This window comes from Streptomyces sp. NPDC051578, from assembly GCF_044454045.1.
Classification (GTDB): domain Bacteria; phylum Actinomycetota; class Actinomycetes; order Streptomycetales; family Streptomycetaceae; genus Streptomyces.
The window spans coordinates 2,036,176-2,059,578 of sequence record NZ_JBITDH010000001.1; the positions used below are offsets into that span (position 1 = coordinate 2,036,176).

The 23,403-nt window shown below is 67.3% G+C and carries 16 protein-coding genes and 1 tRNA gene; 2 read left to right on the forward strand and 15 right to left on the reverse strand.

What is annotated here, in order from left to right; genetic code table 11:
- Positions 1-83 precede the first annotated feature (83 nt).
- The 4 genes from tuf to rpsL form a co-directional block, all read right to left on the reverse strand.
- On the reverse strand, positions 84-1,277 hold the full coding sequence (tuf, locus tag ACIA6C_RS09210; RefSeq protein ID WP_136213222.1) for an elongation factor Tu: 1,194 nt from the start codon (positions 1,275-1,277) through the stop codon (positions 84-86).
- Between the two features lie 151 nt (positions 1,278-1,428).
- The gene (gene fusA / locus ACIA6C_RS09215) at positions 1,429-3,555 is read right to left on the reverse strand and encodes an elongation factor G (protein ID WP_136213221.1); all 2,127 of its coding nucleotides are present in this window, start codon (positions 3,553-3,555) and stop codon (positions 1,429-1,431) included.
- A 39-nt stretch (positions 3,556-3,594) separates the two neighbouring features.
- The gene (gene rpsG, locus ACIA6C_RS09220) at positions 3,595-4,065 is read right to left on the reverse strand and encodes a 30S ribosomal protein S7 (protein ID WP_007265894.1); all 471 of its coding nucleotides are present in this window, start codon (positions 4,063-4,065) and stop codon (positions 3,595-3,597) included.
- A gap of 2 nt (positions 4,066-4,067) precedes the next feature.
- Positions 4,068-4,439, reverse strand: a complete 372-nt coding sequence (rpsL, locus tag ACIA6C_RS09225; RefSeq protein ID WP_007265893.1) for a 30S ribosomal protein S12 — start codon at positions 4,437-4,439, stop codon at positions 4,068-4,070.
- A 442-nt stretch (positions 4,440-4,881) separates the two neighbouring features.
- Between rpsL and ACIA6C_RS09230 the strand changes: the two genes are divergently transcribed.
- Positions 4,882-7,332: a YfhO family protein gene (locus ACIA6C_RS09230; protein WP_399274546.1), complete on the forward strand. Its 2,451-nt coding sequence runs from the start codon at positions 4,882-4,884 to the stop codon at positions 7,330-7,332.
- Between the two features lie 146 nt (positions 7,333-7,478).
- Here the strand turns inward: ACIA6C_RS09230 and ACIA6C_RS09235 are convergent, their stop codons facing one another.
- From ACIA6C_RS09235 to ACIA6C_RS09285, 11 genes are all read right to left on the reverse strand, one after another.
- Positions 7,479-11,378, reverse strand: a complete 3,900-nt coding sequence (locus ACIA6C_RS09235) for a DNA-directed RNA polymerase subunit beta' (protein ID WP_361133966.1) — start codon at positions 11,376-11,378, stop codon at positions 7,479-7,481.
- A 97-nt stretch (positions 11,379-11,475) separates the two neighbouring features.
- On the reverse strand, positions 11,476-14,958 hold the full coding sequence (gene rpoB, locus ACIA6C_RS09240; RefSeq protein ID WP_329197481.1) for a DNA-directed RNA polymerase subunit beta: 3,483 nt from the start codon (positions 14,956-14,958) through the stop codon (positions 11,476-11,478).
- A gap of 608 nt (positions 14,959-15,566) precedes the next feature.
- Positions 15,567-15,953, reverse strand: coding sequence for a 50S ribosomal protein L7/L12 (gene rplL / locus ACIA6C_RS09245; RefSeq protein WP_361133972.1), 387 nt, complete (start codon positions 15,951-15,953; stop codon positions 15,567-15,569).
- Between the two features lie 110 nt (positions 15,954-16,063).
- Positions 16,064-16,594, reverse strand: coding sequence for a 50S ribosomal protein L10 (gene rplJ, locus ACIA6C_RS09250; protein WP_214936399.1), 531 nt, complete (start codon positions 16,592-16,594; stop codon positions 16,064-16,066).
- 286 nt (positions 16,595-16,880) lie between these two features.
- Positions 16,881-17,768: a hypothetical protein gene (locus tag ACIA6C_RS09255; RefSeq protein ID WP_399273958.1), complete on the reverse strand. Its 888-nt coding sequence runs from the start codon at positions 17,766-17,768 to the stop codon at positions 16,881-16,883.
- Positions 17,769-17,817: 49 nt separating this feature from the next.
- The gene (locus ACIA6C_RS09260) at positions 17,818-18,780 is read right to left on the reverse strand and encodes a hypothetical protein (RefSeq protein ID WP_399273960.1); all 963 of its coding nucleotides are present in this window, start codon (positions 18,778-18,780) and stop codon (positions 17,818-17,820) included.
- Between the two features lie 202 nt (positions 18,781-18,982).
- Positions 18,983-19,711: a 50S ribosomal protein L1 gene (gene rplA / locus ACIA6C_RS09265; protein ID WP_030154662.1), complete on the reverse strand. Its 729-nt coding sequence runs from the start codon at positions 19,709-19,711 to the stop codon at positions 18,983-18,985.
- 87 nt (positions 19,712-19,798) lie between these two features.
- Positions 19,799-20,233 (reverse strand): 50S ribosomal protein L11, encoded by a 435-nt coding sequence (gene rplK / locus ACIA6C_RS09270; RefSeq protein WP_136213216.1) that lies wholly within the window; start codon positions 20,231-20,233, stop codon positions 19,799-19,801.
- Between the two features lie 165 nt (positions 20,234-20,398).
- Positions 20,399-21,334 (reverse strand): transcription termination/antitermination protein NusG, encoded by a 936-nt coding sequence (gene nusG / locus ACIA6C_RS09275; protein WP_399273962.1) that lies wholly within the window; start codon positions 21,332-21,334, stop codon positions 20,399-20,401.
- 84 nt (positions 21,335-21,418) lie between these two features.
- Positions 21,419-21,700 carry a preprotein translocase subunit SecE gene (gene secE, locus ACIA6C_RS09280; protein WP_243333337.1) on the reverse strand — a complete coding sequence of 94 codons (282 nt, stop codon included), beginning with the start codon at positions 21,698-21,700 and terminating at the stop codon, positions 21,419-21,421.
- A 105-nt stretch (positions 21,701-21,805) separates the two neighbouring features.
- Positions 21,806-21,878: transfer RNA gene (locus ACIA6C_RS09285), tRNA-Trp, on the reverse strand.
- A 202-nt stretch (positions 21,879-22,080) separates the two neighbouring features.
- On the opposite strand from ACIA6C_RS09285, the gene ACIA6C_RS09290 reads away from it, so the two are divergent.
- On the forward strand, positions 22,081-23,307 hold the full coding sequence (locus ACIA6C_RS09290) for a pyridoxal phosphate-dependent aminotransferase (protein WP_366081658.1): 1,227 nt from the start codon (positions 22,081-22,083) through the stop codon (positions 23,305-23,307).
- Positions 23,308-23,403 lie beyond the last annotated feature (96 nt).

Sequence of the window (23,403 nt, forward strand, 5' to 3'; positions counted from 1 at the left end):
CCCCCGGCGCCGAAGCGTCGGGGGAAGGGCCCCTCTGTCAAACGTGGTGCCCGCTCGCGCGAGCTACCAGGTCAGAACACGAATTACTTCGTGATCTTGGTGACCTGGCCGGCGCCCACCGTACGACCACCCTCACGGATGGCGAACTTCAGGCCCTCTTCCATCGCGACCGGCTGGATGAGGGAGACCGTCATGTCGGTGTTGTCACCGGGCATGACCATCTCGGTGCCCTCAGGCAGGGTCACAACGCCCGTCACGTCCGTGGTACGGAAGTAGAACTGCGGGCGGTAGTTGTTGAAGAACGGGGTGTGACGGCCACCCTCGTCCTTCGACAGGATGTACGCGGCGGCCTCGAACTCGGTGTGCGGCGTGACCGAACCGGGCTTGATGATGACCTGGCCGCGCTCGACGTCCTCGCGCTTGATGCCACGGAGGAGAAGACCGACGTTCTCACCGGCCTGGCCCTCGTCGAGGAGCTTGCGGAACATCTCGATACCGGTGACCGTGGTGGTGGTCTTCTCTTCCTTGATACCGATGATGTCGACGGTCTCGTTGACCTTCAGGACACCACGCTCGATGCGGCCGGTGACGACCGTACCGCGACCGGTGATCGTGAAGACGTCCTCGACCGGCATCAGGAAGGGCTTGTCGGTGTCGCGCGGCGGGGTCGGGATCGACTCGTCCACGGCCTTCATGAGGCCGAGGAGCTTCTCGCCCCACTCCTTGTCGCCCTCGAGCGCCTTGAGCGCGGAGACCTGGACGACCGGCAGGTCGTCGCCCGGGAAGTCGTACTCGGAGAGCAGCTCACGGACCTCGAGCTCGACGAGCTCCAGGATCTCCTCGTCGTCCACCATGTCGGCCTTGTTCAGGGCGACGACGATGTAGGGGACGCCGACCTGGCGGGCCAGGAGCACGTGCTCCTTGGTCTGCGGCATCGGGCCGTCGGTGGCGGCGACCACGAGGATGGCACCGTCCATCTGCGCGGCACCGGTGATCATGTTCTTGATGTAGTCCGCGTGACCCGGGCAGTCGACGTGGGCGTAGTGACGCGCCTCGGTCTGGTACTCGACGTGCGCGATGGAGATGGTGATACCGCGCTGGCGCTCCTCAGGAGCCTTGTCGATCTGGTCGAAGGCCGAGGCCTCGTTCAGGTCCGGGTACGCGTCGTGCAGCACCTTGGTAATGGCGGCCGTGAGGGTCGTCTTACCGTGGTCAATGTGACCGATGGTGCCGATGTTGACGTGCGGCTTAGTCCGCTCGAACTTCGCCTTCGCCACGGGGGTCCTCCTGGAGAGTGGTTCTGGTACGCCTGACAGATCGGCGCCAGGTGATCTTTGCTGGGATGCCAGTCCCTCCGGGCAACGGGAGCGGTTGCTCCTGTTGCCCCAGAGGTACCGGTGACAAGCCTAAAGCGTGTACTCCGAAGAGTTACTCGCCCTTGGCCTTCGCGATGATCTCCTCAGCGACGTTCCGGGGAACCTCGGCGTAGGAGTCGAACTGCATCGAGTAGCTGGCGCGACCCGAGGTCTTGCTGCGGAGGTCTCCGACGTAGCCGAACATCTCCGAAAGCGGCACGAGGCCCTTCACGATGCGAGCACCGTGACGCTCGTCCATGGCCTGGATCTGGCCACGACGAGAGTTGATGTCGCCGATGACCTCACCCATGTAGTCCTCGGGCGTGGTGACCTCAACGGCCATCATCGGCTCAAGGAGCACGGGAGAAGCCTTGCGCGCGGCCTCCTTGAAGGCCTGCGAACCGGCGATCTTGAACGCGAGTTCGGAGGAGTCGACCTCGTGGTAACCACCGTCGAGAAGAATGACGCGGACGCCAGTCATCTCGTAGCCGGCGAGGATGCCGAACTTCATGGCTTCCTGGGCACCGGCGTCCACCGACGGGATGTACTCACGCGGGATGCGTCCACCGGTGACCTTGTTGACGAACTCGTAAGCCGCCTCGCCGCCCTCGATGGGCTCGATCGCGATCTGCACCTTGGCGAACTGACCGGTACCACCGGTCTGCTTCTTGTGGGTGTAGTCGTGACGCTCGACGGACTTGCGGATCGTCTCGCGGTAGGCCACCTGCGGCTTGCCGACGTTCGCCTCGACCTTGAACTCGCGACGCATGCGGTCGACGAGGATGTCGAGGTGAAGCTCGCCCATACCACCGATGATGGTCTGGCCGGTCTCCTCGTCCGAGTGAACCTGGAAGGAGGGGTCCTCCTCCGCGAGACGCTGGATGGCAACACCCAGCTTCTCCTGGTCACCCTTGGACTTGGGCTCGATGGCGACCTGGATGACCGGGGCCGGGAAGTCCATGGACTCCAGGATGACCGGGGCCTTCTCGTCGCACAGCGTCTCACCGGTGGTGGTCTGCTTGAGGCCCATGACGGCGACGATGTCACCGGCGCCCACCGACTCGATCTCCTCACGCTTGTTCGCGTGCATGCGGTAGATCTTGCCGATGCGCTCCTTCTTGCCCTTGACGGAGTTCAGCACCGCGGTGCCGGCCTCCAGGCGACCGGAGTAGATCCGGACGAAGGTGAGCTTGCCGAGGTGCGGGTCGCTCGCGATCTTGAACGCGAGGGCCGACAGCGGCTCGGAGTCGGCCGGCTTGCGCTTGACGACGACCTCCGCGTCCTTGACGTCGTGGCCTTCGATGGCCTCGACGTCCAGGGGGGAGGGAAGGTAGCGCACGACGGCGTCGAGCAGGGGCTGGACGCCCTTGTTCTTGAACGCGGTGCCGCAGAACACGGGGGTGACGGTGGTGTCGCCGCCCTTGCCGGACGCGATGGTGATACGACGGACGGCGGCGTAGAGCTGCTCCTCGGTGGGCTCGGTGCCCTCCAGGAACAGTTCCATCATCTGCTCGTCGTTCTCGGCGACCGTCTCGACCAGCTTGGCGCGCCATTCCTCGGCGGCCTCGGTGTGCGAGGCGGGGATGTCGACGACGTCGTACATCTCGCCCTTGGAGGCCTCGGCGGACCACACAAGAGCCTTCATGCGGACGAGGTCGACGACGCCCTGGAAGTCCATCTCGGAGCCGATGGGCAGCTGCATGACGATCGGGGTCGCGCCGAGGCGGTCCACGATCATGTCCACGCAGCGGTGGAACTCGGCGCCGGTACGGTCCAGCTTGTTGACGAAGCAGATGCGCGGCACGCCGTAACGGTCGGCCTGACGCCAGACCGTCTCGGACTGCGGCTCCACACCGGCGACACCGTCGAAGACGGTGACGGCACCGTCGAGGACGCGGAGCGAACGCTCCACCTCTACGGTGAAGTCGACGTGACCCGGGGTGTCGATGATGTTGATGGTGTGGTCGACCTCGTCAAGAGGCCAGTGGCAGGTCGTCGCGGCAGACGTGATGGTGATACCACGCTCCTGCTCCTGCTCCATCCAGTCCATCGTGGCGGCGCCGTCGTGGACCTCACCGATCTTGTACGACACACCGGTGTAGAACAGGATGCGCTCGGTGGTGGTCGTCTTGCCCGCGTCGATGTGGGCCATGATCCCGATGTTGCGGACCTTGGCCAGGTCAAGCGAAGTGGTAGCCATAAGGCTTCGGTCTTCTCTCGGTCTCGATGTGGGGTGGGACTACCAGCGGTAGTGCGCGAAGGCCTTGTTGGACTCGGCCATCTTGTGCGTGTCCTCGCGCTTCTTGACGGCAGCGCCAAGACCGTTGGAGGCGTCGAGCAGCTCGTTCATGAGGCGCTCGGTCATGGTCTTCTCGCGGCGGGCGCGGGAGTAACCCACGAGCCAGCGCAGCGCGAGGGTCGACTGGCGACCCGGCTTGACCTCGACCGGAACCTGGTAGGTCGCGCCACCGACACGGCGGGACTTGACCTCGAGGGACGGCTTGACGTTCTCCAGCGCGCGCTTCAGCGTGATGACCGGGTCGTTGCCGGTCTTCTCGCGGAGGCCTTCCATGGCGCCGTAGACGATGCGCTCGGCGGTGGAGCGCTTGCCGTTCAGGAGGATCTTGTTGATGAGCGAGGTCACCAGAGGAGATGCGTAGACCGGGTCGATGATGACCGGGCGCTTCGGGGCGGGGCCCTTACGAGGCATTCTTACTTCTCCTTCTTGGCGCCGTAGCGGCTGCGGGCCTGCTTGCGGTTCTTGACAGCCTGGGTGTCAAGCGCACCGCGGATGATCTTGTAACGAACACCCGGCAGGTCCTTCACACGGCCACCACGCACGAGCACGATCGAGTGCTCCTGCAGGTTGTGTCCCTCACCCGGAATGTAAGCGGTGACCTCGATGCCGGAGGTCAGACGCACACGCGCGACCTTACGGAGCGCCGAGTTCGGCTTCTTCGGGGTGGTCGTGAACACACGCGTGCAGACGCCGCGACGCTGGGGCGAAGCCTCAAGCGCGGGGGTCTTTGTCTTCTCGACCTTGTCCTGCCGGCCCTTACGGACCAGCTGCTGGATCGTAGGCACTACTTCTCCGGTTTCTGTGTGCCGTGTAGTGAAGCTAACCTGGAACGTTGCCGACCCACGCGGTCGGGTGTGTCGGATCCGGTGGAGCTCCGCGCTAACGAAGAACACGTGGATCGCGGTGGCTGATCGGCTCTTATGCGGTTGATGGACACGCACGGGAGCCCAGGCACACCCCAGGCACAAGGTCTGAGCGTACCCATCCCATCCACTCCGGTCAAAACAAAAGCCCCGCGGCCCCTGCCGGGCCGCCTCCCCCACAGACCCGCAGGCCAGGCGGGGCACGGGATCCGGGCCGCCACCGCCCTCCCGCACCGGCTCGGATGTGCGGAACCCGCACGCATGTGGTACGTGGCCGTGCGCTCCCCACGCCGCCCTAGACTGACGAGCCGGACAAACCGCCACCCGGCGAAGTCGATCAGCAGGGAGCAGCGCTTTGGGAACCGTGGCCTCGGAGCCCACCACGCAGGAAGCTCCCGCCCGGCGGCGGCCCACGCCCGCCCGGCGCCGCCTCGGCCGCCTCCGCGGCCCCCTGCTCGCCTTCCTCGTCACCTCGGGCGCGTTCTGCGCGGCCTGGGTGGCCCGCGGCAGCTTCCCCTTCGGGAACACCGGCCGCGCCCTCAACGACCAGGCCAACCAGTACGTGCCCTTCCACCGCGCCCTGTGGGACCTGGTGCACGGGCAGGCCGCGGGCGACCTGCTGTTCAGCTGGCGCGGGGGCTTCGGCCAGCAGTTCCTGTCCGACTACTACACCTACCTCGGCAACCCGTTCTCCTGGCTCGCCGTCCTCGTGCCCCGGGCCCACGTCGACCTCGCCGTCTTCGCCGTCACCCCGCTGACGATGGGCGCCGCGGCCGCCGTGATGACGGTGTACCTCGGCAAGCTGCACCCCGGTCCCTGGTGGCAGCGCGGGGTGCTCGGAGCGACGTACGGGCTGTGCGGGTGGGCACTGAGCGACGCCTCGTACATCCCGATGTGGCTGTGGGGGCTGGTCGCGCTGCCGCTGCTCGGCATCGCCGTCGAGTGGTGCCTGGAGCAGCGGCGCTGGCCCGGCGTCGCGCTGTTCGTCGCGCTCGCCTGGTTCGGGAACTTCTACACCGCGATGATGGCCACGATGGCCGCCTGCGTGCTCCTGGCCGTCCGGCTCGCCACCCGCGAGATGACCGGCTCCGAGCGGCTGCGCGCCGTGTGGCGGGCGGCCACGGCCACCGCGACGGGCGTCCTGCTGACCCTGCCCCTGCTCCTGCCGTCCTTCCTGTCCAGCGGCTCCGCGCAGCCCACCCGGGCCGGCTCCTTCGAACCGGTCCGGATCGAGATCCTGCTGTCCGGGATGCTCCCCGCCACGCACCTGTGGGGCGGCCGGCCGCGGCTGTACGTGGCCTCCCTGGGGCTGATCCTGGCGGGGGCGTTCCTGTTCAACACCGCGATCGCGGTGAGGACCCGCCTGGTGTGGGCCGCGGCGACCCTGCTGGTCCTCGCCTCGTTCCAGTTCCCGCCGACCCAGTACGTGTGGCACGGCCTGGCGGTCCCCAACGGCAACCCGTACCGCGAGGCCTTCGTGTTCAGCGGCATGGTGGTGATCGCCGCCTGGCTGTCACTCGCCCACCGCCCGCGCCCGCTGCACCTCGCGCTGTCGGCCGCCCTGCTGGTGCTGGCCACCTTCGTGCTCCGCCACACCGACGACTTCGGCGGCTGGACGTGGCCGGCCGTGCTCGGCGGCGGGGGCCTGTCGCTGCTCGCGCTGGTCCTGCTCTCGCTGGGCCACAGGCGGCGCTTCCTCGTCCCGGTCGCGGCCGCCCTGATGGTCGCCGTCGTCTTCGCGGAGTCCACCGCCGCCGCGCTCAATGCGGACACCCGGCGGGCCCGCGAACGCTGGGCGGCGCCGGCCGCCACCTCCAACGAGTCCATCAGCCGCCACTTCGACGCCGTCCGGGGCGTCGACGGCTGGCCCGCGTACCGGACCGACTCGGGCGCCCCGCAGACCTCGTACAACGACGCCCTGGCCCTGCGCGCGGAGGGGCCGCAGTACTACAGCAGCTACCTCCCCGAGGCCACGTACGAGGCGCTGGAGCCCCTCGGCTACGGCTTCAAGAACGACGGCCGGACCTTCTTCGGCGCCGACAACCCCGTCCTCGACGCGATCTTCTCGATCGGGGCGCGGGTGCGGCCCGGCGCCACGAAGAACAGCTGGACCGCCTCGAAGTTCCCCGCCCCGCCCCTCGTGACCGTGCGCAGCGGCCCCTACACCTCCCCGAACCCCGCCGACAGCGTCTACGCCCGCCAGGAGAACGTCCTGGGCGCCACCGTCTACCAGGTCCCGCAGGTCACCCGGGGCGGCAGCGCCACCGCGCAGACGTACGCGGCCCAGTGCACGCCCGGCTCCGAGGCGTACTGGTACTCCCCGGAGCTCTACGGCACCCTCTCGCAGGGCCCGCTCACCCGCCCCCTCCAGGACCGCATGAGCGGGGTCGTCCCGATCGGCACGGTCCCCGCCTCCGGCCGGCTCGACGTCACCGTGGCCACCCGCACCGCGAACGCGACGGCCGGCTCCCACCCCATCGGCTGCCTGGACCGGGCCGGGCTCGACAGCGCGGTGCGCCACCTCACCGCCACCGGCGCCACGAAGGTCACCGCGGACGGGCACAGCGTCGAAGCCACCCTCCCGCCGGGCGCCACCGGCACCGCCGTCTTCGCGATGACCGCCGTCCCGGGCTGGCAGTGCTCCGCCCCCACCACCGCCTTCCACGGCCTGGTCGCCCTGGACCTGAGGCCCGGCACCTCGAAGCTCTCCTGCACCTTCACCCCCAGGGGCCTCACCCCCGGCCTCGCCGCCGCGACCCTCGCCCTCCTGGCCCTGGCCTCGGTCACGGTCGCCTCCCGCCGCCGCCGGACCTGAGGCCCGCTCCCGGGGGCCCGGGACATCCCGGCGCCCCCGACCCGGCACCTGGCTCCCCCGGCCCTGCCCCCGGACCACGGCCCCGGACACGAAGAAGCCCCCCGCCGCTCCTCTCGGAGCAGCGGGGGGCTTCCTCATACGAGCTGTCAGCCGTTGTACGGGCCGTAGTCGTAGTCCTCCAGCGGGACAGCCTGGCCGGAGCCGGTGCCGAAGGGCGAGTAGTCGATGTCGTCGTAGCCGACGGCCGAGTACATCGCGGCCTTGGCTTCCTCGGTCGGCTCGACCCGGATGTTGCGGTAGCGGGACAGGCCCGTACCGGCCGGGATGAGCTTACCGATGATGACGTTCTCCTTGAGGCCGATCAGGGAGTCGGACTTGGCGTTGATCGCCGCGTCCGTCAGGACCCTGGTCGTCTCCTGGAAGGACGCCGCCGACAGCCACGACTCGGTCGCGAGCGAGGCCTTGGTGATACCCATCAGCTGCGGACGGCCGGAGGCGGGGTGACCGCCCTCGGTGACCACACGACGGTTCTCGGTCTCGAACTTCGACCGCTCGACCAGCTCGCCCGGCAGGAGCTCCGCGTCGCCGGACTCGATGATCGTCACGCGGCGCAGCATCTGCCGGATGATGATCTCGATGTGCTTGTCGTGGATCGACACGCCCTGCGAGTTGTAGACCTTCTGGACTTCGCCGACCAGGTGGACCTGGACGGCACGCTGGCCGAGGATGCGCAGCACGTCGTGCGGGTTGGTGGCACCCATGGTGAGCTTCTGGCCCACCTCGACGTGGTCGCCCTCGTGCACGATGACCTTGGCGCGCTTGGAGATCGGGAACGCCGTCTCCTCGCTGCCGTCGTCGGGCGTGATGACGATCTTCTTCGTCTTCTCGGTCTCCTCGATCCGCACGCGGCCGGCGGCCTCGGAGATCGGGGCGACACCCTTCGGGGTACGGGCCTCGAAGAGCTCGACGACACGCGGCAGACCCTGCGTGATGTCGTCACCGGCCACACCACCGGTGTGGAAGGTACGCATCGTCAGCTGGGTACCGGGCTCACCGATGGACTGGGCGGCGATGATGCCGACCGCCTCACCGATGTCGACCAGCTTGCCGGTGGCCAGCGAGCGGCCGTAGCAGAAGGCGCAGGTGCCGACCGCGGACTCGCAGGTCAGGACCGAGCGGGTCTTGACCTCCTCGACGCCGTTCGCGATGAGGGCGTCGATGAGCACGTCGCCGAGGTCCACGTTCGCCGGCGCGATGACCTTGCCGTCGATGACGACGTCCTCGGCCAGCATGCGGGCGTACACGGAGGTCTCGACGTCGTCGGCCTTGCGCAGAACGCCGGACTCGTCCTTGACACCGATCTTGAGCTTGAGGCCGCGCTCGGTGCCGCAGTCCTCCTCGCGGATGATGACGTCCTGCGAGACGTCCACCAGACGACGGGTGAGGTAACCCGAGTCAGCGGTACGCAGGGCGGTGTCCGCCAGACCCTTACGGGCACCGTGCGTGGAGATGAAGTACTCCAGAACGGTGAGGCCCTCACGGAAGGACGCCTTGATCGGACGCGGGATGGTCTCGTTCTTCGCGTTCGACACCAGACCACGCATACCGGCGATCTGTCGCATCTGCATCATGTTTCCTCGGGCACCCGAGTCAACCATCATGAAGATGGGGTTCGTCTTGGGGAAGTTCGCGTTCATCGCCTCGGCAACCTCGTTGGTCGCCTTGGTCCAGATCGCGATGAGCTCCTGCGTGCGCTCGTCCTTGGTGATCAGACCGCGCTCGTACTGCTTCTGGACCTTCTCGTCCATCGCCTCGTAGCCCGCGACGATGGCCTTCTTGGCCTCGGGCACGACGACGTCGGAGATGGCCACGGTGACGCCCGAACGGGTCGCCCAGTGGAAACCGGCCGCCTTGAGGTTGTCGAGCGTCGCCGCCACGATCACCTTGGGGTAGCGCTCCGCCAGGTCGTTGACGATCTCGGAGAGCTGCTTCTTGCCCACCGAGTAGTCGACGAACGGGTAGTCCTCGGGCAGCAGCTCGTTGAAGAGCGCGCGGCCCAGGGTCGTCTTGAGACGGAAGCTGTCGCCCGGCTGGAACTCCTGCTCGCCCTCTTCGGCCACCGGCGCCACCCAGCCGCGCGGCGGGATGGTGCCCACCGGGAAGCGGATGTCGACCTGCGACTGCAGAGCGAGCTCGCCGGCGTCGAACGCCATGATCGCCTCGGCCGTGGAGCCGAACGCGCGGCCCTCGCCCTTGGTGTCACGCAGCTCACCGTCGGTGGTCAGGAAGAACAGACCGAGGACCATGTCCTGGGTCGGCATCGTGACCGGACGGCCGTCGGCCGGCTTGAGGATGTTGTTCGAGGACAGCATCAGGATGCGGGCCTCGGCCTGCGCCTCCGCGGAGAGCGGCAGGTGCACGGCCATCTGGTCACCGTCGAAGTCCGCGTTGAACGCGGTGCAGACGAGCGGGTGGATCTGGATGGCCTTGCCTTCGACCAGCTGGGGCTCGAAGGCCTGGATGCCGAGACGGTGCAGCGTGGGCGCACGGTTCAGCAGCACCGGGTGCTCGGCGATGACCTCTTCGAGCACGTCGTAGACGACCGTACGGCCGCGCTCGACCATGCGCTTCGCCGACTTGATGTTCTGCGCGTGGTTCAGGTCGACCAGGCGCTTCATCACGAACGGCTTGAAGAGCTCCAGCGCCATGGCCTTCGGCAGACCGCACTGGTGCAGCTTGAGCTGCGGACCGACGACGATCACGGAACGCGCGGAGTAGTCCACGCGCTTGCCGAGGAGGTTCTGACGGAAACGGCCCTGCTTGCCCTTGAGCATGTCGCTCAGGGACTTCAGCGGACGGTTGCCGGGGCCCGTCACCGGGCGACCACGACGGCCGTTGTCGAAGAGGGCGTCGACCGCCTCCTGGAGCATCCGCTTCTCGTTGTTCACGATGATCTCGGGGGCACCGAGGTCGAGCAGGCGCTTCAGACGGTTGTTGCGGTTGATCACGCGGCGGTACAGGTCGTTCAGGTCGGAGGTCGCGAAGCGGCCACCGTCCAGCTGCACCATCGGACGCAGGTCCGGCGGGATCACCGGCACGCAGTCCAGAACCATGCCCTTGGGGCTGTTGCTGGTCTGCAGGAACGCCGAGACGACCTTGAGGCGCTTGAGCGCACGGGTCTTCTTCTGGCCCTTGCCGGTACGGATGATCTCGCGGAGGCGCTCGGCCTCCTCCTCCAGGTCGAAGGACTCCAGGCGCTTCTGCAGCGCCGCGGCACCCATCGAACCGTCGAAGTACGTACCGAAGCGGTCGCGCAGCTCGCGGTAGAGCAGCTCGTCGCCTTCGAGGTCCTGGACCTTGAGGTTCTTGAAGCGGGACCAGACCTCGTCCAGACGGTCGATCTCGCGCTGCGCACGGTCGCGCAGCTGCTTCATCTCGCGCTCGGCGCCTTCGCGCACCTTGCGGCGCACGTCGGCCTTGGCGCCCTCGGCCTCCAGCTCGGCCAGGTCGGTCTCGAGCTTCTTGGCACGGCCTTCGAGGTCCGCGTCACGGCGGTTCTCGATCTGCTGGCGCTCGACGGAGACGTGGGCCTCCAGCGACGGGAGGTCGCGGGTGCGGCGCTCGTCGTCCACGAACGTGATCATGTACGCGGCGAAGTAGATGACCTTTTCGAGGTCCTTCGGCGCGAGGTCCAGCAGGTAGCCCAGGCGCGACGGGACGCCCTTGAAGTACCAGATGTGGGTGACGGGAGCGGCAAGCTCGATGTGGCCCATCCGCTCACGACGCACCTTGGCGCGCGTGACCTCGACGCCACAGCGCTCACAGATGATGCCCTTGAAGCGGACACGCTTGTACTTGCCGCAGTAGCACTCCCAGTCCCGGGTAGGACCGAAGATCTTCTCGCAGAAGAGTCCGTCCTTCTCGGGCTTGAGGGTGCGGTAGTTGATGGTCTCCGGCTTCTTGACCTCGCCGTGCGACCAGGTTCGGATGTCGTCCGCGGTGGCAAGGCCGATCCGCAGCTCGTCGAAGAAGTTGACGTCGAGCACTGTGCGTCAATCCCTCTTTCGGGGTCGAGTCTCAATCATGGTCTGAACGGTCCCGGGGATGACGGGGGGCTCTTGAGCGAGCCCCCCGTCAGGCCCGTCAGACCTCTTCGACGCTGCTCGGCTCACGCCGGGACAGGTCGATACCGAGCTCCTCCGCCGCGCGGAAGACGTCCTCGTCGGTGTCGCGCATCTCGATGGACATGCCGTCCGAGGACAGCACCTCCACGTTGAGGCAGAGCGACTGCATTTCCTTGATGAGCACCTTGAAGGACTCGGGAATGCCCGGCTCGGGGATGTTCTCGCCCTTGACGATGGCCTCGTAGACCTTCACGCGGCCGGTGACGTCGTCGGACTTGATGGTCAGCAGCTCCTGGAGGGCGTAAGCGGCGCCATAAGCCTCGAGCGCCCACACCTCCATCTCACCGAAGCGCTGGCCACCGAACTGCGCCTTACCACCCAGCGGCTGCTGCGTGATCATCGAGTACGGACCGGTCGACCGGGCGTGGAGCTTGTCGTCGACCAGGTGGTGCAGCTTGAGGATGTACATGTACCCGACCGAGATCGGGTCCGGGAACGGCTCGCCGGAGCGGCCGTCGAACAGACGCGCCTTGCCGGACGGCAGGACCAGGCGGTCGCCGTCGCGGTTCGGGATGGTGTGCTCGAACAGGCCGGCCAGCTCGTCCTCGCGGGCACCGTCGAACACCGGGGTGGCGACGTTGGTGCCGGGCTCGACGCGGTCGGCGCCGATCGCCTTGAGGCGCTCGGCCCACTCCTCCGCGAGGCCGGAGACGTCCCAGCCGCGGCTGGCGAGCCAGCCGAGGTGGATCTCCAGGACCTGTCCCGGGTTCATTCGGGACGGGACACCCAGCGGGTTCAGGATGATGTCGACCGGCGTGCCGTCTTCGAGGAAGGGCATGTCCTCGATCGGGAGGATCTTGGAGATGACACCCTTGTTGCCGTGACGGCCGGCGAGCTTGTCACCGTCGGTGATCTTGCGCTTCTGGGCGACGTAGACGCGGACCAGCTGGTTCACGCCCGGAGGAAGCTCGTCGCCCTCCTCGCGGTCGAAGACGCGGACACCGATGACCTTGCCGATCTCACCGTGGGGGACCTTGAGCGAGGTGTCACGCACCTCGCGGGCCTTCTCACCGAAGATCGCGCGGAGCAGGCGCTCCTCCGGGGTCAGCTCGGTCTCACCCTTGGGCGTGACCTTGCCGACCAGGATGTCGCCGGCGACGACGTCCGCACCGATGCGGATGATGCCGCGCTCGTCGAGGTCGGCGAGGACCTCCTCGGAGACGTTCGGGATGTCCCGGGTGATCTCCTCGGGGCCCAGCTTGGTGTCACGGGCGTCGACCTCGTGCTCCTCGATGTGGATCGAGGAGAGGACGTCGTCCTGCACGAGGCGCTGCGACAGGATGATCGCGTCCTCGTAGTTGTGGCCTTCCCACGGCATGAACGCGACGAGCAGGTTCTTGCCGAGGGCCATTTCGCCCTCTTCGGTGGCCGGGCCGTCGGCGAGGACCTGGGCCTCGACGATCCGGTCGCCCTCGTTGACGATGACCTTCTGGTTGACCGAGGTGCCCTGGTTCGAGCGGGAGAACTTCGCGACGCGGTACGTGGTGTACGTGCCGTCGTCGTTGGCGACGGTGATGTAGTCGGCCGAGACCTCCTGGACGACACCGTCCTTCTCCGCCTTGATCGAGTCACCGGCGTCGACGGCGCAGCGGTACTCCATGCCGGTGCCGACGAGCGGCGCCTCCGCCTTGATGAGCGGAACGGCCTGGCGCATCATGTTCGCGCCCATGAGGGCACGGTTGGCGTCGTCGTGCTCCAGGAAGGGGATCATCGCGGTCGCGACGGACACCATCTGGCGCGGGGAGACGTCCATGTAGTCGACGTCGTCGCCGGCGATGTAGTCGATCTCGCCGCCACGACGGCGGACCAGGACGCGGTTCTCGGTGAAGCGCATCTCGTCGTTCAGGCCGGCGTTGGCCTGGGCGATGACGAAGCGGTCTTCCTCGTCGGCGGTCAGGTAGTCGACCTCGTCGGTCACGACACCGTCGACGACCTTGCGGTACGGGGTCTCGACGAAGCCGAACGCGTTGACGCGGCCGTAGGACGCGAGCGAGCCGATCAGACCGATGTTCGGGCCTTCGGGGGTCTCGATCGGGCACATGCGGCCGTAGTGCGACGGGTGGACGTCACGGACCTCGAAGCCGGCCCGCTCACGGGACAGACCACCGGGGCCCAGCGCCGACAGGCGGCGCTTGTGGGTCAGGCCCGACAGCGGGTTGTTCTGGTCCATGAACTGCGACAGCTGGCTGGTGCCGAAGAACTCCTTGATGGAGGCGACGACCGGCCGGATGTTGATCAGGGTCTGCGGCGTGATCGCCTCGACGTCCTGGGTGGTCATGCGCTCGCGCACGACGCGCTCCATACGAGCCAGACCCGTACGGACCTGGTTCTGGATGAGCTCGCCGACGTTGCGCAGACGACGGTTGCCGAAGTGGTCGATGTCGTCGGTCTCGACGACGATCGAACGGCCCGACTCACCGGTGGTCTCGGTCTCGCCCGCGTGGAGCTTCACGAGGTACTTGATCGTCGCGATGATGTCGTCGGTGGTGAGCACACCGGCGTCGAGCGGCTCGTCGGCGCCGAGCTTCTTGTTCACCTTGTAGCGGCCGACCTTCGCGAGGTCGTAGCGCTTCGGGTTGAAGTAGAGGTTCTCGAGCAGCGTCTGAGCGGCCTCGCGCGTCGGCGGTTCGCCCGGGCGCAGCTTGCGGTAGATGTCGAGCAGCGCGTCGTCCTGGCCCTGGGTGTGGTCCTTCTCCAGGGTGGCGCGCATGGACTCGTACTCGCCGAACTCCTCGAGGATCTGCTCGGTGGTCCAGCCGAGGGCCTTGAGGAGGACGGTGACGGACTGCTTGCGCTTGCGGTCGATGCGGACACCGACCATGTCGCGCTTGTCGACCTCCATCTCCAGCCAGGCACCCCGGGACGGGATGATCTTGGCGGAGAAGATGTCCTTGTCGGACGTCTTGTCGATGGAGGAGTCGAAGTAGACACCGGGGGAACGGACGAGCTGCGACACGACGACACGCTCGGTGCCGTTGATGACGAAGGTGCCCTTGTTGGTCATGAGCGGGAAATCGCCCATGAAGACCGTCTGAGACTTGATCTCTCCGGTCTCGTTATTCGTGAACTCGGCGGTAACGAAGAGCGGCGCCGCGTACGTGAAGTCGCGCTCCTTGCACTCGTCGACCGAGTTCTTCGCCGGCTCGAAACGGTGGTCGCGGAAAGTCAGCGACATCGACCCGGAGAAGTCCTCGATCGGCGAGATCTCCTCGAAGATCTCTTCAAGACCGGACTTGGTGGGGACGTCCTGTCCACTCTCAAGAGCCGACTCGACGCGAGCCTTCCAGGCGGCGTTACCGAGCAGCCAGTCAAAGCTCTCGGTCTGCAGCGCCAGGAGGTTCGGAACCTCGAGGGGCTCCTTGATCTTTGCAAAGGAGATGCGCAGCGGGGCGGTGCTGGCACCGTTGTTCGTATTGGTCGAGGCGTTGCGCGAGGCGGCCAAGAGGGGGTCCTTCCGAGGGCTCGGACTCACTACGCGCGTACCGGTCCCAGCCGACACAGAAGACAGACGCTTTCAATCTGGCCCAAAAGACCAGGTCAGGGCGGATCAGTCAGGTGTGCTCAAGCGTGGGCATGCCCCTGGCGACGGGCAGGGGGCAGCTAACAGGCAGCGCAAAGGGTCAGTGTAGCCACTTGGCTCACTGATGTCCAGACCAGGTTTCCGGAAACCGGCAACAGGCCTTCCCCACTCGATCAACCAACACCGTGTTCGTCCAACACCGCGTCCCACTCTGCCGCGCTCTGACACAGAGCGCGTATCAGTACTGCCCTCTTCGTAGTCGATCCATGCCTCGGATCGCCGATCCGTACCCTCGGGTCCCGGAGCGGTGCGGGCGGGTCTCCCACGACCGGTCTGAGAATTGCGCGCCGCCGCCCGTTCGTCAAGGCCCCCTGCTCCGAGCGGATCACCTGCGGACCGGCCCCGAGACAACGAAGATCACCCTACTCCTCAACGAGAGCAGGGCAAATCAGGCACTCCGGGTACGCCAAAGGGCGACCACCCTTACGGGTGACCGCCCTTTGAAGAGGCCTCAGAGGGCCTCGGAGGTGTTACTTGACCTCGACGCCGGCACCGGCGGCCTTGAGGGCCTCGGCGGCCTTGTCAGCGGCCTCCTTGTTGACCTTCTCGAGGACCGGCTTCGGGGTGCCGTCCACGAGGTCCTTGGCCTCCTTGAGGCCCAGGGAGGTCAGCTCACGCACGACCTTGATGACCTGGATCTTCTTGTCGCCCGCACCGGTGAGGATGACGTCGAACTCGTCCTTCTCCTCCTCGGCGGCGGCCTCGCCACCACCGGTGCCGACCGGGCCGGCAACGGCGACGGCCGCGGCGGCGGTGACGTCGAACTTCTCCTCGAAGGCCTTCACGAACTCGGAGAGCTCGATGAGGGTCATCTCCTCGAACTGGGCGAGGAGGTCGTCCTGAGAGAGCTTCGCCATGATGGGCGATCCTTCCACTAATTCGGCAGGTGCCGGATGTATATAGAGGCGGGCGTAACGGCCCGCTACGACCCACGCACTAGGCGGCGTGGATCAGTGCGCGAGCCGAATTACTCGGCACCGCCCTGCTCGGCGAGCTTGACGCGAAGCGCTTCCGCGGTGCGGACGAACTTCGACGGCAGCGCCTGGAAGAGCGAGGCAGCCTGCGACTGCTTGCCCTTGAACGCGCCGGCCAGCTTGCTGAGCAGAACCTCGCGGGACTCGAGGTCCGCAAGCTTCTTGATCTCATCAGCGGTGAGCGCCTTACCATCAAGGACACCCGCCTTGATGATGAGGTTCGGGTTGTCCTTGGCGAAGTCACGCAGGCTCTTCGCCGACTCCACCGGGTCACCGGTGATGAAGGCGACCGCGGTCGGACCAGCGAAGTGCTCGTCCAGCGCGGTGATCCCGGCCTGGTTGGCCGCAATCTTGGTCAGCGTGTTCTTCACCACGGCGTACTGGGCGTTCTCACCGAGAGAGCGACGCAGCGTCTTGAGCTGCGCGACGGTGAGACCCCGGTACTCGGTCAGCACGGCGGCGTTCGAGCTCTGGAACGCGTCCGTGAGCTCGGCTACCGCGGCAGCCTTGTTGGGCGTCGGCATAGTGCGTCGGCCTCCTTCCGGGTGATGAGGACCGCTCAGAAGGGGCTACATGCAAAACGCCCCGGCGCAGGCGCCAGGGCGTAGCTCGACCGGATCGTGAAATCCGGGAACTTTCCTCAGTCACCTACGCGGGTCGTCCGCATCCAGCGGATCCTTCGGCCGCCGCACCCTTGCGGGCACGGCAACGACCAGCGGTCTTTGGCTTCTGGGGAACTGTACGTGAAGCACGCGACCCGAGGCAAATCGCCCCTTCGGCCCGCCCCACCCCGCGCTGCTCTCCGGGATCTCAAGAGCCGCCGAGACCGCCCAGTCCGGCGTCCTTCAGCGTCTGGTCGGCACCCTTCAGCGTGTCGCCGACACCCTTGAGCTTGCCGTCGATGCCCTTCATCACGTCGTCGAAGTCGGCCACTTGGTCCGCGGGCGGCGCGGTGACCGGCGCGGTCGTGCCGTAGCCGGAGAACTTCGCCGACACCTTCGTCGTGCCGTCCTTGGTGCCCTGCGCCGAGTCGACGCGGACGGGATAGCCGTCCTTGCCGATCCACAGGTCCACGTCCAGGGTGAGGTACTCCTTCAGTGCCTCGTGGAGGTACTGCCGGTTCGCCGCCTCCATCACCTGGGTGGACTCGTCCGCCGCGATCAGATCGGCCTGGGTGAGGTTGCCCTTGAAGTGCCGGGCCTGCCCGCCGTCGATCTGCTCGGTGCCGACCAGCGCGACCTTCTTCTGACCCAGGAGTACGGCGAGGTAGTCGGCCGGGTCGTCGTTGAACCGGAAGTGGGGCTTGCCGTCCTTGTTCAGGTTCATCTTCATCCAGGACTTGCCCTCCAGGGGCTTGTCCGAGTGGGTGTAGACGACGTCACCCAGCATGACCTGGCTGCCACCGTCGTCGTCCTTGGCGTCGATGCCGGTGCTCGACGGGTACCAGCCCTTCGTGCCCGTGAGCTGATCGGCCTTGCCGCTGCTCGGGGTGATGGTCATCTCGTACGTGGCGAACTTCGCGGCCATGGTCTTCACGTAGGAGGCCTTCACCGCGTCCGCCGGCGTCTCGGTCTTCGCCGCCGGCTTGCCGTCGGCCTTCTCCCCGGCCTTGTCGGACCCGCAGGCGGTGAGGCCGCCCACGAGCAGTGCGGCCCCCGCCGCGACGAGGCAGGCCCGGGTCAGTACAGCCGTGTTCATTTGTTCTCCCCCATGGGTGATTCCGGTGTTGCGAAAACCTCGTGGCCGGTCAGGCCCCTGCTCCGGTTGCGCCGCCCGTGGCGCCGAGGTCCTTGAGCATGGCGAGGAGGTCGAGGGCCTCGTTGTCGGGCGGCGTCTGGACCCTCGCCGCCGTCGTGTAGTCCGAGTAGGAGGCGTCGATGTCCATGGAGCCCTGCGGCGTGCCGATGGCGACCTTCATACGGGCCGGGTAGCCGTCCCCGTTCACCCACACGTCCATGCCGTAGCCCTTGACGCCGGCCTTCCTCATGGCCTCGGTGAGCTTCGCACGGTCGGCTTCGGGCAGCGCCTTCGAGCCCGCGTTCGCGGCGAGCATCTCCTCGAAGGTCAAGGTGCCCTTGTAGTGCCGGGCGTCGGCGCCGTCCACCTTCTCGAAGCCGACGAGCTTCACGTCGGGCGAGGCGAGCAGCAGGGCGAGCTGCTTGGCGGGGTCCTGGTTCTCGCCCATCCCGCTCATGCCGCCCGTGCCGCCGACGCCCAGCTTCTTGAGCACCTCGGCGTCTCCCGAGGCCTCGGCCGCGGCCTTCATGTCGAGCTTCATCCAGCGCTTGCCGTCCATGGCCGCGGACATCGGCGAGCCGGCGGCCAGCTGGATGTACATGACGTCGTTGGCCATGACCGTGCGCATGCCGTCGATACCGGTTCCGCCGAGCGCGCCCTTCATGGTGATGTCCATGACCTGGGGGTCCCACCCCTGGACGCCGGCCATCTCGATGCTCTCGTCGCCGCCCGCGCCGGACGTCTTCATCGTCATGCGCACCTTGGCCGATTTGGCGGCCGAGGTCTTCCGGTAGGCCGCGGCGAGGGCCTCGCCGGCCGAACCCTCCGCGGCCGCAACGCCTGCCTGTGCGGACGGGGCGCCGGCGGCCTCACCGGAACCGTCCTTCTTCCCGGTGTCGCACGCCGTTGCTCCACCCACGAGCAATACGGCGGCCAGCGCCGCGCCGGCGGCCTTTCGGCGGTGTGCCGACATGGAGATCCCCACCCCTGTGTGATCGTTCGAATACCCGCCGACCCTACGTGCTCGGACGCCTGCCCGCACCCGGGTTACCGCCCAGTACGCACATGGGGCCGGGAACACGGAAAACGGGCCCCTCGCTCCCCCGGAGGGGTGCGAGGGGCCCGTTCAGCCACTCGGTGAGCCGTGACGCGCGTCAGGCTCGGACCGGTCGGACTCAGACGGCGGCCGGGTCTTCCTCGACGAGGAGGTTCCGGGTGCGGTTGGAGTCCAGCTGGATGCCGGGGCCCATCGTGGTGCTGAGGGCGGCCTTCTTGACGTAGCGGCCCTTGGCGGCGGACGGCTTGAGACGGAGGATCTCGTCCAGCGCGGCGCCGTAGTTCTCGACCAGCTGCTCATCGGTGAAGGAGACCTTGCCGATGATGAAGTGCAGGTTCGAGTGCTTGTCGACGCGGAACTCGATCTTGCCACCCTTGATCTCGGTGACAGCCTTGGCGACGTCCATGGTGACGGTGCCGGTCTTCGGGTTCGGCATCAGGCCACGGGGACCGAGCACGCGGCCGAGGCGGCCGACCTTGCCCATGAGGTCCGGCGTGGCGACAACCGCGTCGAACTCGTTCAGGCGGTTGCCCTTGGCGATCTCGTTGATCAGCTCGTCGTCGCCGACGATGTCGGCTCCGGCGGCTTCCGCGGCCGCAGCACGGTCACCGGTCGCGAAGACCAGGACCCGGGCGGTCTTACCGGTGCCGTGCGGGAGGTTCACGGTGCCGCGGACCATCTGGTCGGCCTTGCGCGGGTCGACACCCAGGCGGAAGGCGACCTCGACGGTGGCGTCGAACTTGGTCGTGGAGGTCTCCTTGGCGAGACGGACGGCCTCGAGCGGGGCGTACAGCTTCTCCCGGTCGACCTTGGCGTCCGCAGCGCGGAGAGTCTTGCTGCGCTTCACTTCTGCTCCTGTGTTTCGGATTCAGGCATGGAGTCGTGGTGCGGGCCAGCGCTTGGCCCTACCACTGGTGGTGCTGGGGTGGCTGAATCAGCCTTCGACCGTGATGCCCATGGAACGGGCGGTGCCGGCGATGATCTTCTCGGCGGCGTCGAGGTCGTTGGCGTTCAGGTCGGGAAGCTTGATCGTGGCGATCTCGCGGACCTGGTCACGCGTGAGCTTCGCGACCTTGGTCTTGTGCGGCTCGCCCGAGCCCTTCTCGATGCCCGCGCTCTTCAGGATGAGGCGCGCGGCCGGCGGAGTCTTGGTGATGAAGGTGAAGGAGCGGTCCTCGTAGACCGTGATCTCCACCGGCACGACCATGCCACGCTGCGACTCGGTCGCGGCGTTGTAGGCCTTGCAGAACTCCATGATGTTGACGCCGTGCTGACCGAGCGCGGGGCCGACCGGCGGAGCCGGGTTGGCCGCACCGGCCTTGATCTGGAGCTTGATAAGCCCCGTGACCTTCTTCTTCTTGGGAGGCATTGCTCTCTCCGGGTCCTAGTGAGAGTTTTTCGCCGCCAATCCGGTCATCCGGATGGAGGCATACCGCACCACGATAACGGGTATCGCTGCGGGGCTGAAAACCGAGCAGGTCAGACCGCCCCTCACGGGGCGTTCTGACCTGTCCGGAAGCGTGGATTCAGAAGATCAGTTCTTCTGGATCTGGTCGAAGCTCAGCTCGACCGGGGTCTCGCGACCGAAGATCTCGACGAGGCCCTTGACCTTCTTCGAGTCCGGGTTGATCTCGTTGATCGTCGCCTGGAGCGTCGCGAACGGGCCGTCGGTGACGGTGACCGAGTCGCCGACCTCGAAGTCGAGGACCTCGATCTGGCGCTTGACGGCGGGCGCGGGCAGGCCGGCCTCTTCCGCGGCGGCCTTGGCGGCCTTCTCCTGCGCCTCCGGGGCGAGCATCTTGACGATCTCGTCCAGGGTCAGCGGGTACGGGTCGTAGGCGTTGCCGACGAAGCCGGTGACGCCCGGGGTGTTGCGGACGACGCCCCAGGACTCGTTCGTCAGATCCATGCGGACGAGAACGTAACCGGGCAGCTTGTTCTGCCGGACGTTCTTGCGCTCGCCGTTCTTGATCTGGACGATCTCTTCCTCGGGCACCTCGGCCTGGTAGATGAACTCCTCGACGTTCAGCGAGACGGCGCGCTGCTCCAGGTTGGCCTTCACGCGCTTCTCGTAGCCCGCGTAGGTGTGGATCACGTACCACTCGCCGGGCAGCAGGCGGAGCTCGTTGCGCAGCGCCTCGATGGGGTCGACCGGCTCGGCGGGCTCTTCGGCCCCGGCCTCGGCGGCGTCTTCCACGGCGTCGGCGTCGGCGGCGTCATCGGCAGCGGACTCGTCGTCGGACTCGACCTCGGCGGCGTCGGCGGCCGCAACATCGGCGTCGGCTTCGTCGGAGGCCTCGTCAGCGGAGACCTCGTCGTCGGATTCGACGTGCAGGGCGGATTCCTCGGCAGCGGCACCCGCTTCGGCGTCGGCGGCCTCGGCCTCATCGAGGTCCGCGTCCGCCGCCTCGACGATGTCGAGCTCGTCCTCGACGGAGTCGTGGCTCGCGTTCAGGTTCGGGTCAGACACGGTGGCTGCTTCTTCCTGGATACAAAAGGTGGTCGAACATGCGAAAACGGGCGGCACCCATCAAGGCGCCGCCCTCCGCGGGGATCAGCCGAAGACGAACTTGATGGCTTCCTGGAACCCATAGTCAATCACGGTCACCAGACCGATCATGATGACGACGAAGACAATCACCACACTGGTGTACGTCGTGAGCTGGTTGCGAGTCGGCCAGACGACCTTGCGGAGTTCCGCGACGATCTGGCGGTAGAAGAGCGCGAGCCGGCCCAGAGGACCCTTCTTGCCGCGCTTGCCGCCCTTGCGGGCCTTCTTCTCGCGGGTGTCGTCCTCGGCGTCAGGCATGTCGATGGAGCCCAGGGCGTCCGTCACGTCTCTCACCTGAATCCGGGTCGTGGCCGTAGCCGCGCCCGGTTGCGCCGCACGGCGTTGCATCGAAGTACGTACCTGCGCACACGTCCGAGAAGGAGTGTGGAGCAGGGCCGGAGGGACTCGAACCCCCAACCGCTGGTTTTGGAGACCAGTGCTCTACCAATTGAGCTACGACCCTTTGCGTTCCCCAACCTACCGCATCCGGGCGAGTGCACGGAGTGCTCACGCTCTGGGGCGGCCGGTGAGGACCAACGACAGGTGAGTGTACGTGGTCCGGGCCCTGACGTCGAACAGAAGCCGCCGGGGCGGGATACGGATCCTCCTCGTCCGGTAGTTGAAACGGTGTGCGGCGCCCGTTTGGCGTCTGGGACGATTGCCGTATGACCTCTGCAACGCCTTCCTCCGAGCGCCGGGTGTCCGCCCGTATCGGCGCAATCTCCGAGTCCGCCACCCTCGCCGTGGACGCCAAGGCCAAGGCCCTCAAGGCCGCCGGGCGCCCGGTGATCGGCTTCGGCGCGGGCGAGCCCGACTTCCCGACCCCGGACTACATCGTCGAGGCGGCGGTCGAGGCCTGCCGCAACCCGAAGTACCACCGCTACACCCCGGCCGGCGGCCTGCCCGAGCTCAAGACCGCGATCGCGGCCAAGACGCTCCGCGACTCCGGCTACGAGGTCGACGCGTCCCAGGTCCTGGTGACCAACGGCGGCAAGCAGGCCATCTACGAGGCGTTCGCCGCGATCCTCGACCCGGGCGACGAGGTCATCGTCCCGGCCCCCTACTGGACGACGTACCCCGAGTCGATCCGCCTCGCGGGCGGTGTCCCGGTGGACGTCGTCGCCGACGAGACCACCGGCTACCGGGTCTCCGTCGAGCAGCTGGAGGCGGCGCGCACCGAGCGCACCAAGGTCGTCCTGTTCGTCTCCCCCTCGAACCCGACCGGTTCCGTGTACAGCGAGGACGACGCGCGCGCCATCGGCGAGTGGGCCGCGGAGCACGGCCTGTGGGTGCTGACCGACGAGATCTACGAGCACCTCGTCTACGGCGACGCGAAGTTCACCTCGCTCCCGGTGCTGGTCCCGGCCCTGCGCGACAAGTGCATCATCGTGAACGGCGTCGCCAAGACGTACGCGATGACCGGCTGGCGGGTGGGCTGGGTCATCGCGCCGAAGGACGTCATCAAGGCCGCGACCAACCTGCAGTCGCACGCCACCTCCAACGTCTCCAACGTGGCGCAGGTCGCGGCGCTGGCCGCCGTCTCCGGCAACCTGGACGCGGTCGCGGAAATGCGCAAGGCCTTCGACCGCCGCCGCCAGACCATGGTCAAGATGCTGAACGAGATCGACGGCGTCTTCTGCCCGACCCCCGAGGGAGCGTTCTACGCGTACCCGTCGGTGAAGGAGCTCCTCGGCAAGGAGATCCGCGGCAAGCGCCCGCAGACCTCGGTCGAGCTGGCGGCCCTGATCCTGGACGAGGCCGAGGTCGCGGTCGTCCCGGGCGAGGCCTTCGGCACGCCGGGCTACCTGCGCCTGTCGTACGCGCTGGGCGACGAGGACCTGGTGGAGGGCGTGTCCCGCATCCAGAAGCTCCTGGCCGAGGCCAAGGCCTGAGCCTGCGGCGGTCTTGACGGACCACCCCTGAGCGGCGGCTCCCCACCGGGAGCCGCCGCTCAGTCGTGTCCGGGAGAGCCGGCCCCGCCGGCGCTT

Bases quoted from the DNA above. Each gene is read 5' to 3' on its own strand.
- rpsG (WP_007265894.1), bottom strand. From the start codon at position 4,065: ATGCCTCGTAAGGGCCCCGCCCCGAAGCGCCCGGTCATCATCGACCCG.
- ACIA6C_RS09255 (WP_399273958.1), bottom strand. From the start codon at position 17,768: ATGAACACGGCTGTACTGACCCGGGCCTGCCTCGTCGCGGCGGGGGCC.
- ACIA6C_RS09260 (WP_399273960.1), bottom strand. From the start codon at position 18,780: ATGTCGGCACACCGCCGAAAGGCCGCCGGCGCGGCGCTGGCCGCCGTA.
- rplJ (WP_214936399.1), bottom strand. From the start codon at position 16,594: ATGCCGACGCCCAACAAGGCTGCCGCGGTAGCCGAGCTCACGGACGCG.
- fusA (WP_136213221.1), bottom strand. From the start codon at position 3,555: ATGGCTACCACTTCGCTTGACCTGGCCAAGGTCCGCAACATCGGGATC.
- rplK (WP_136213216.1), bottom strand. From the start codon at position 20,233: ATGCCTCCCAAGAAGAAGAAGGTCACGGGGCTTATCAAGCTCCAGATC.
- ACIA6C_RS09290 (WP_366081658.1), top strand. From the start codon at position 22,081: ATGACCTCTGCAACGCCTTCCTCCGAGCGCCGGGTGTCCGCCCGTATC.
- rplL (WP_361133972.1), bottom strand. From the start codon at position 15,953: ATGGCGAAGCTCTCTCAGGACGACCTCCTCGCCCAGTTCGAGGAGATG.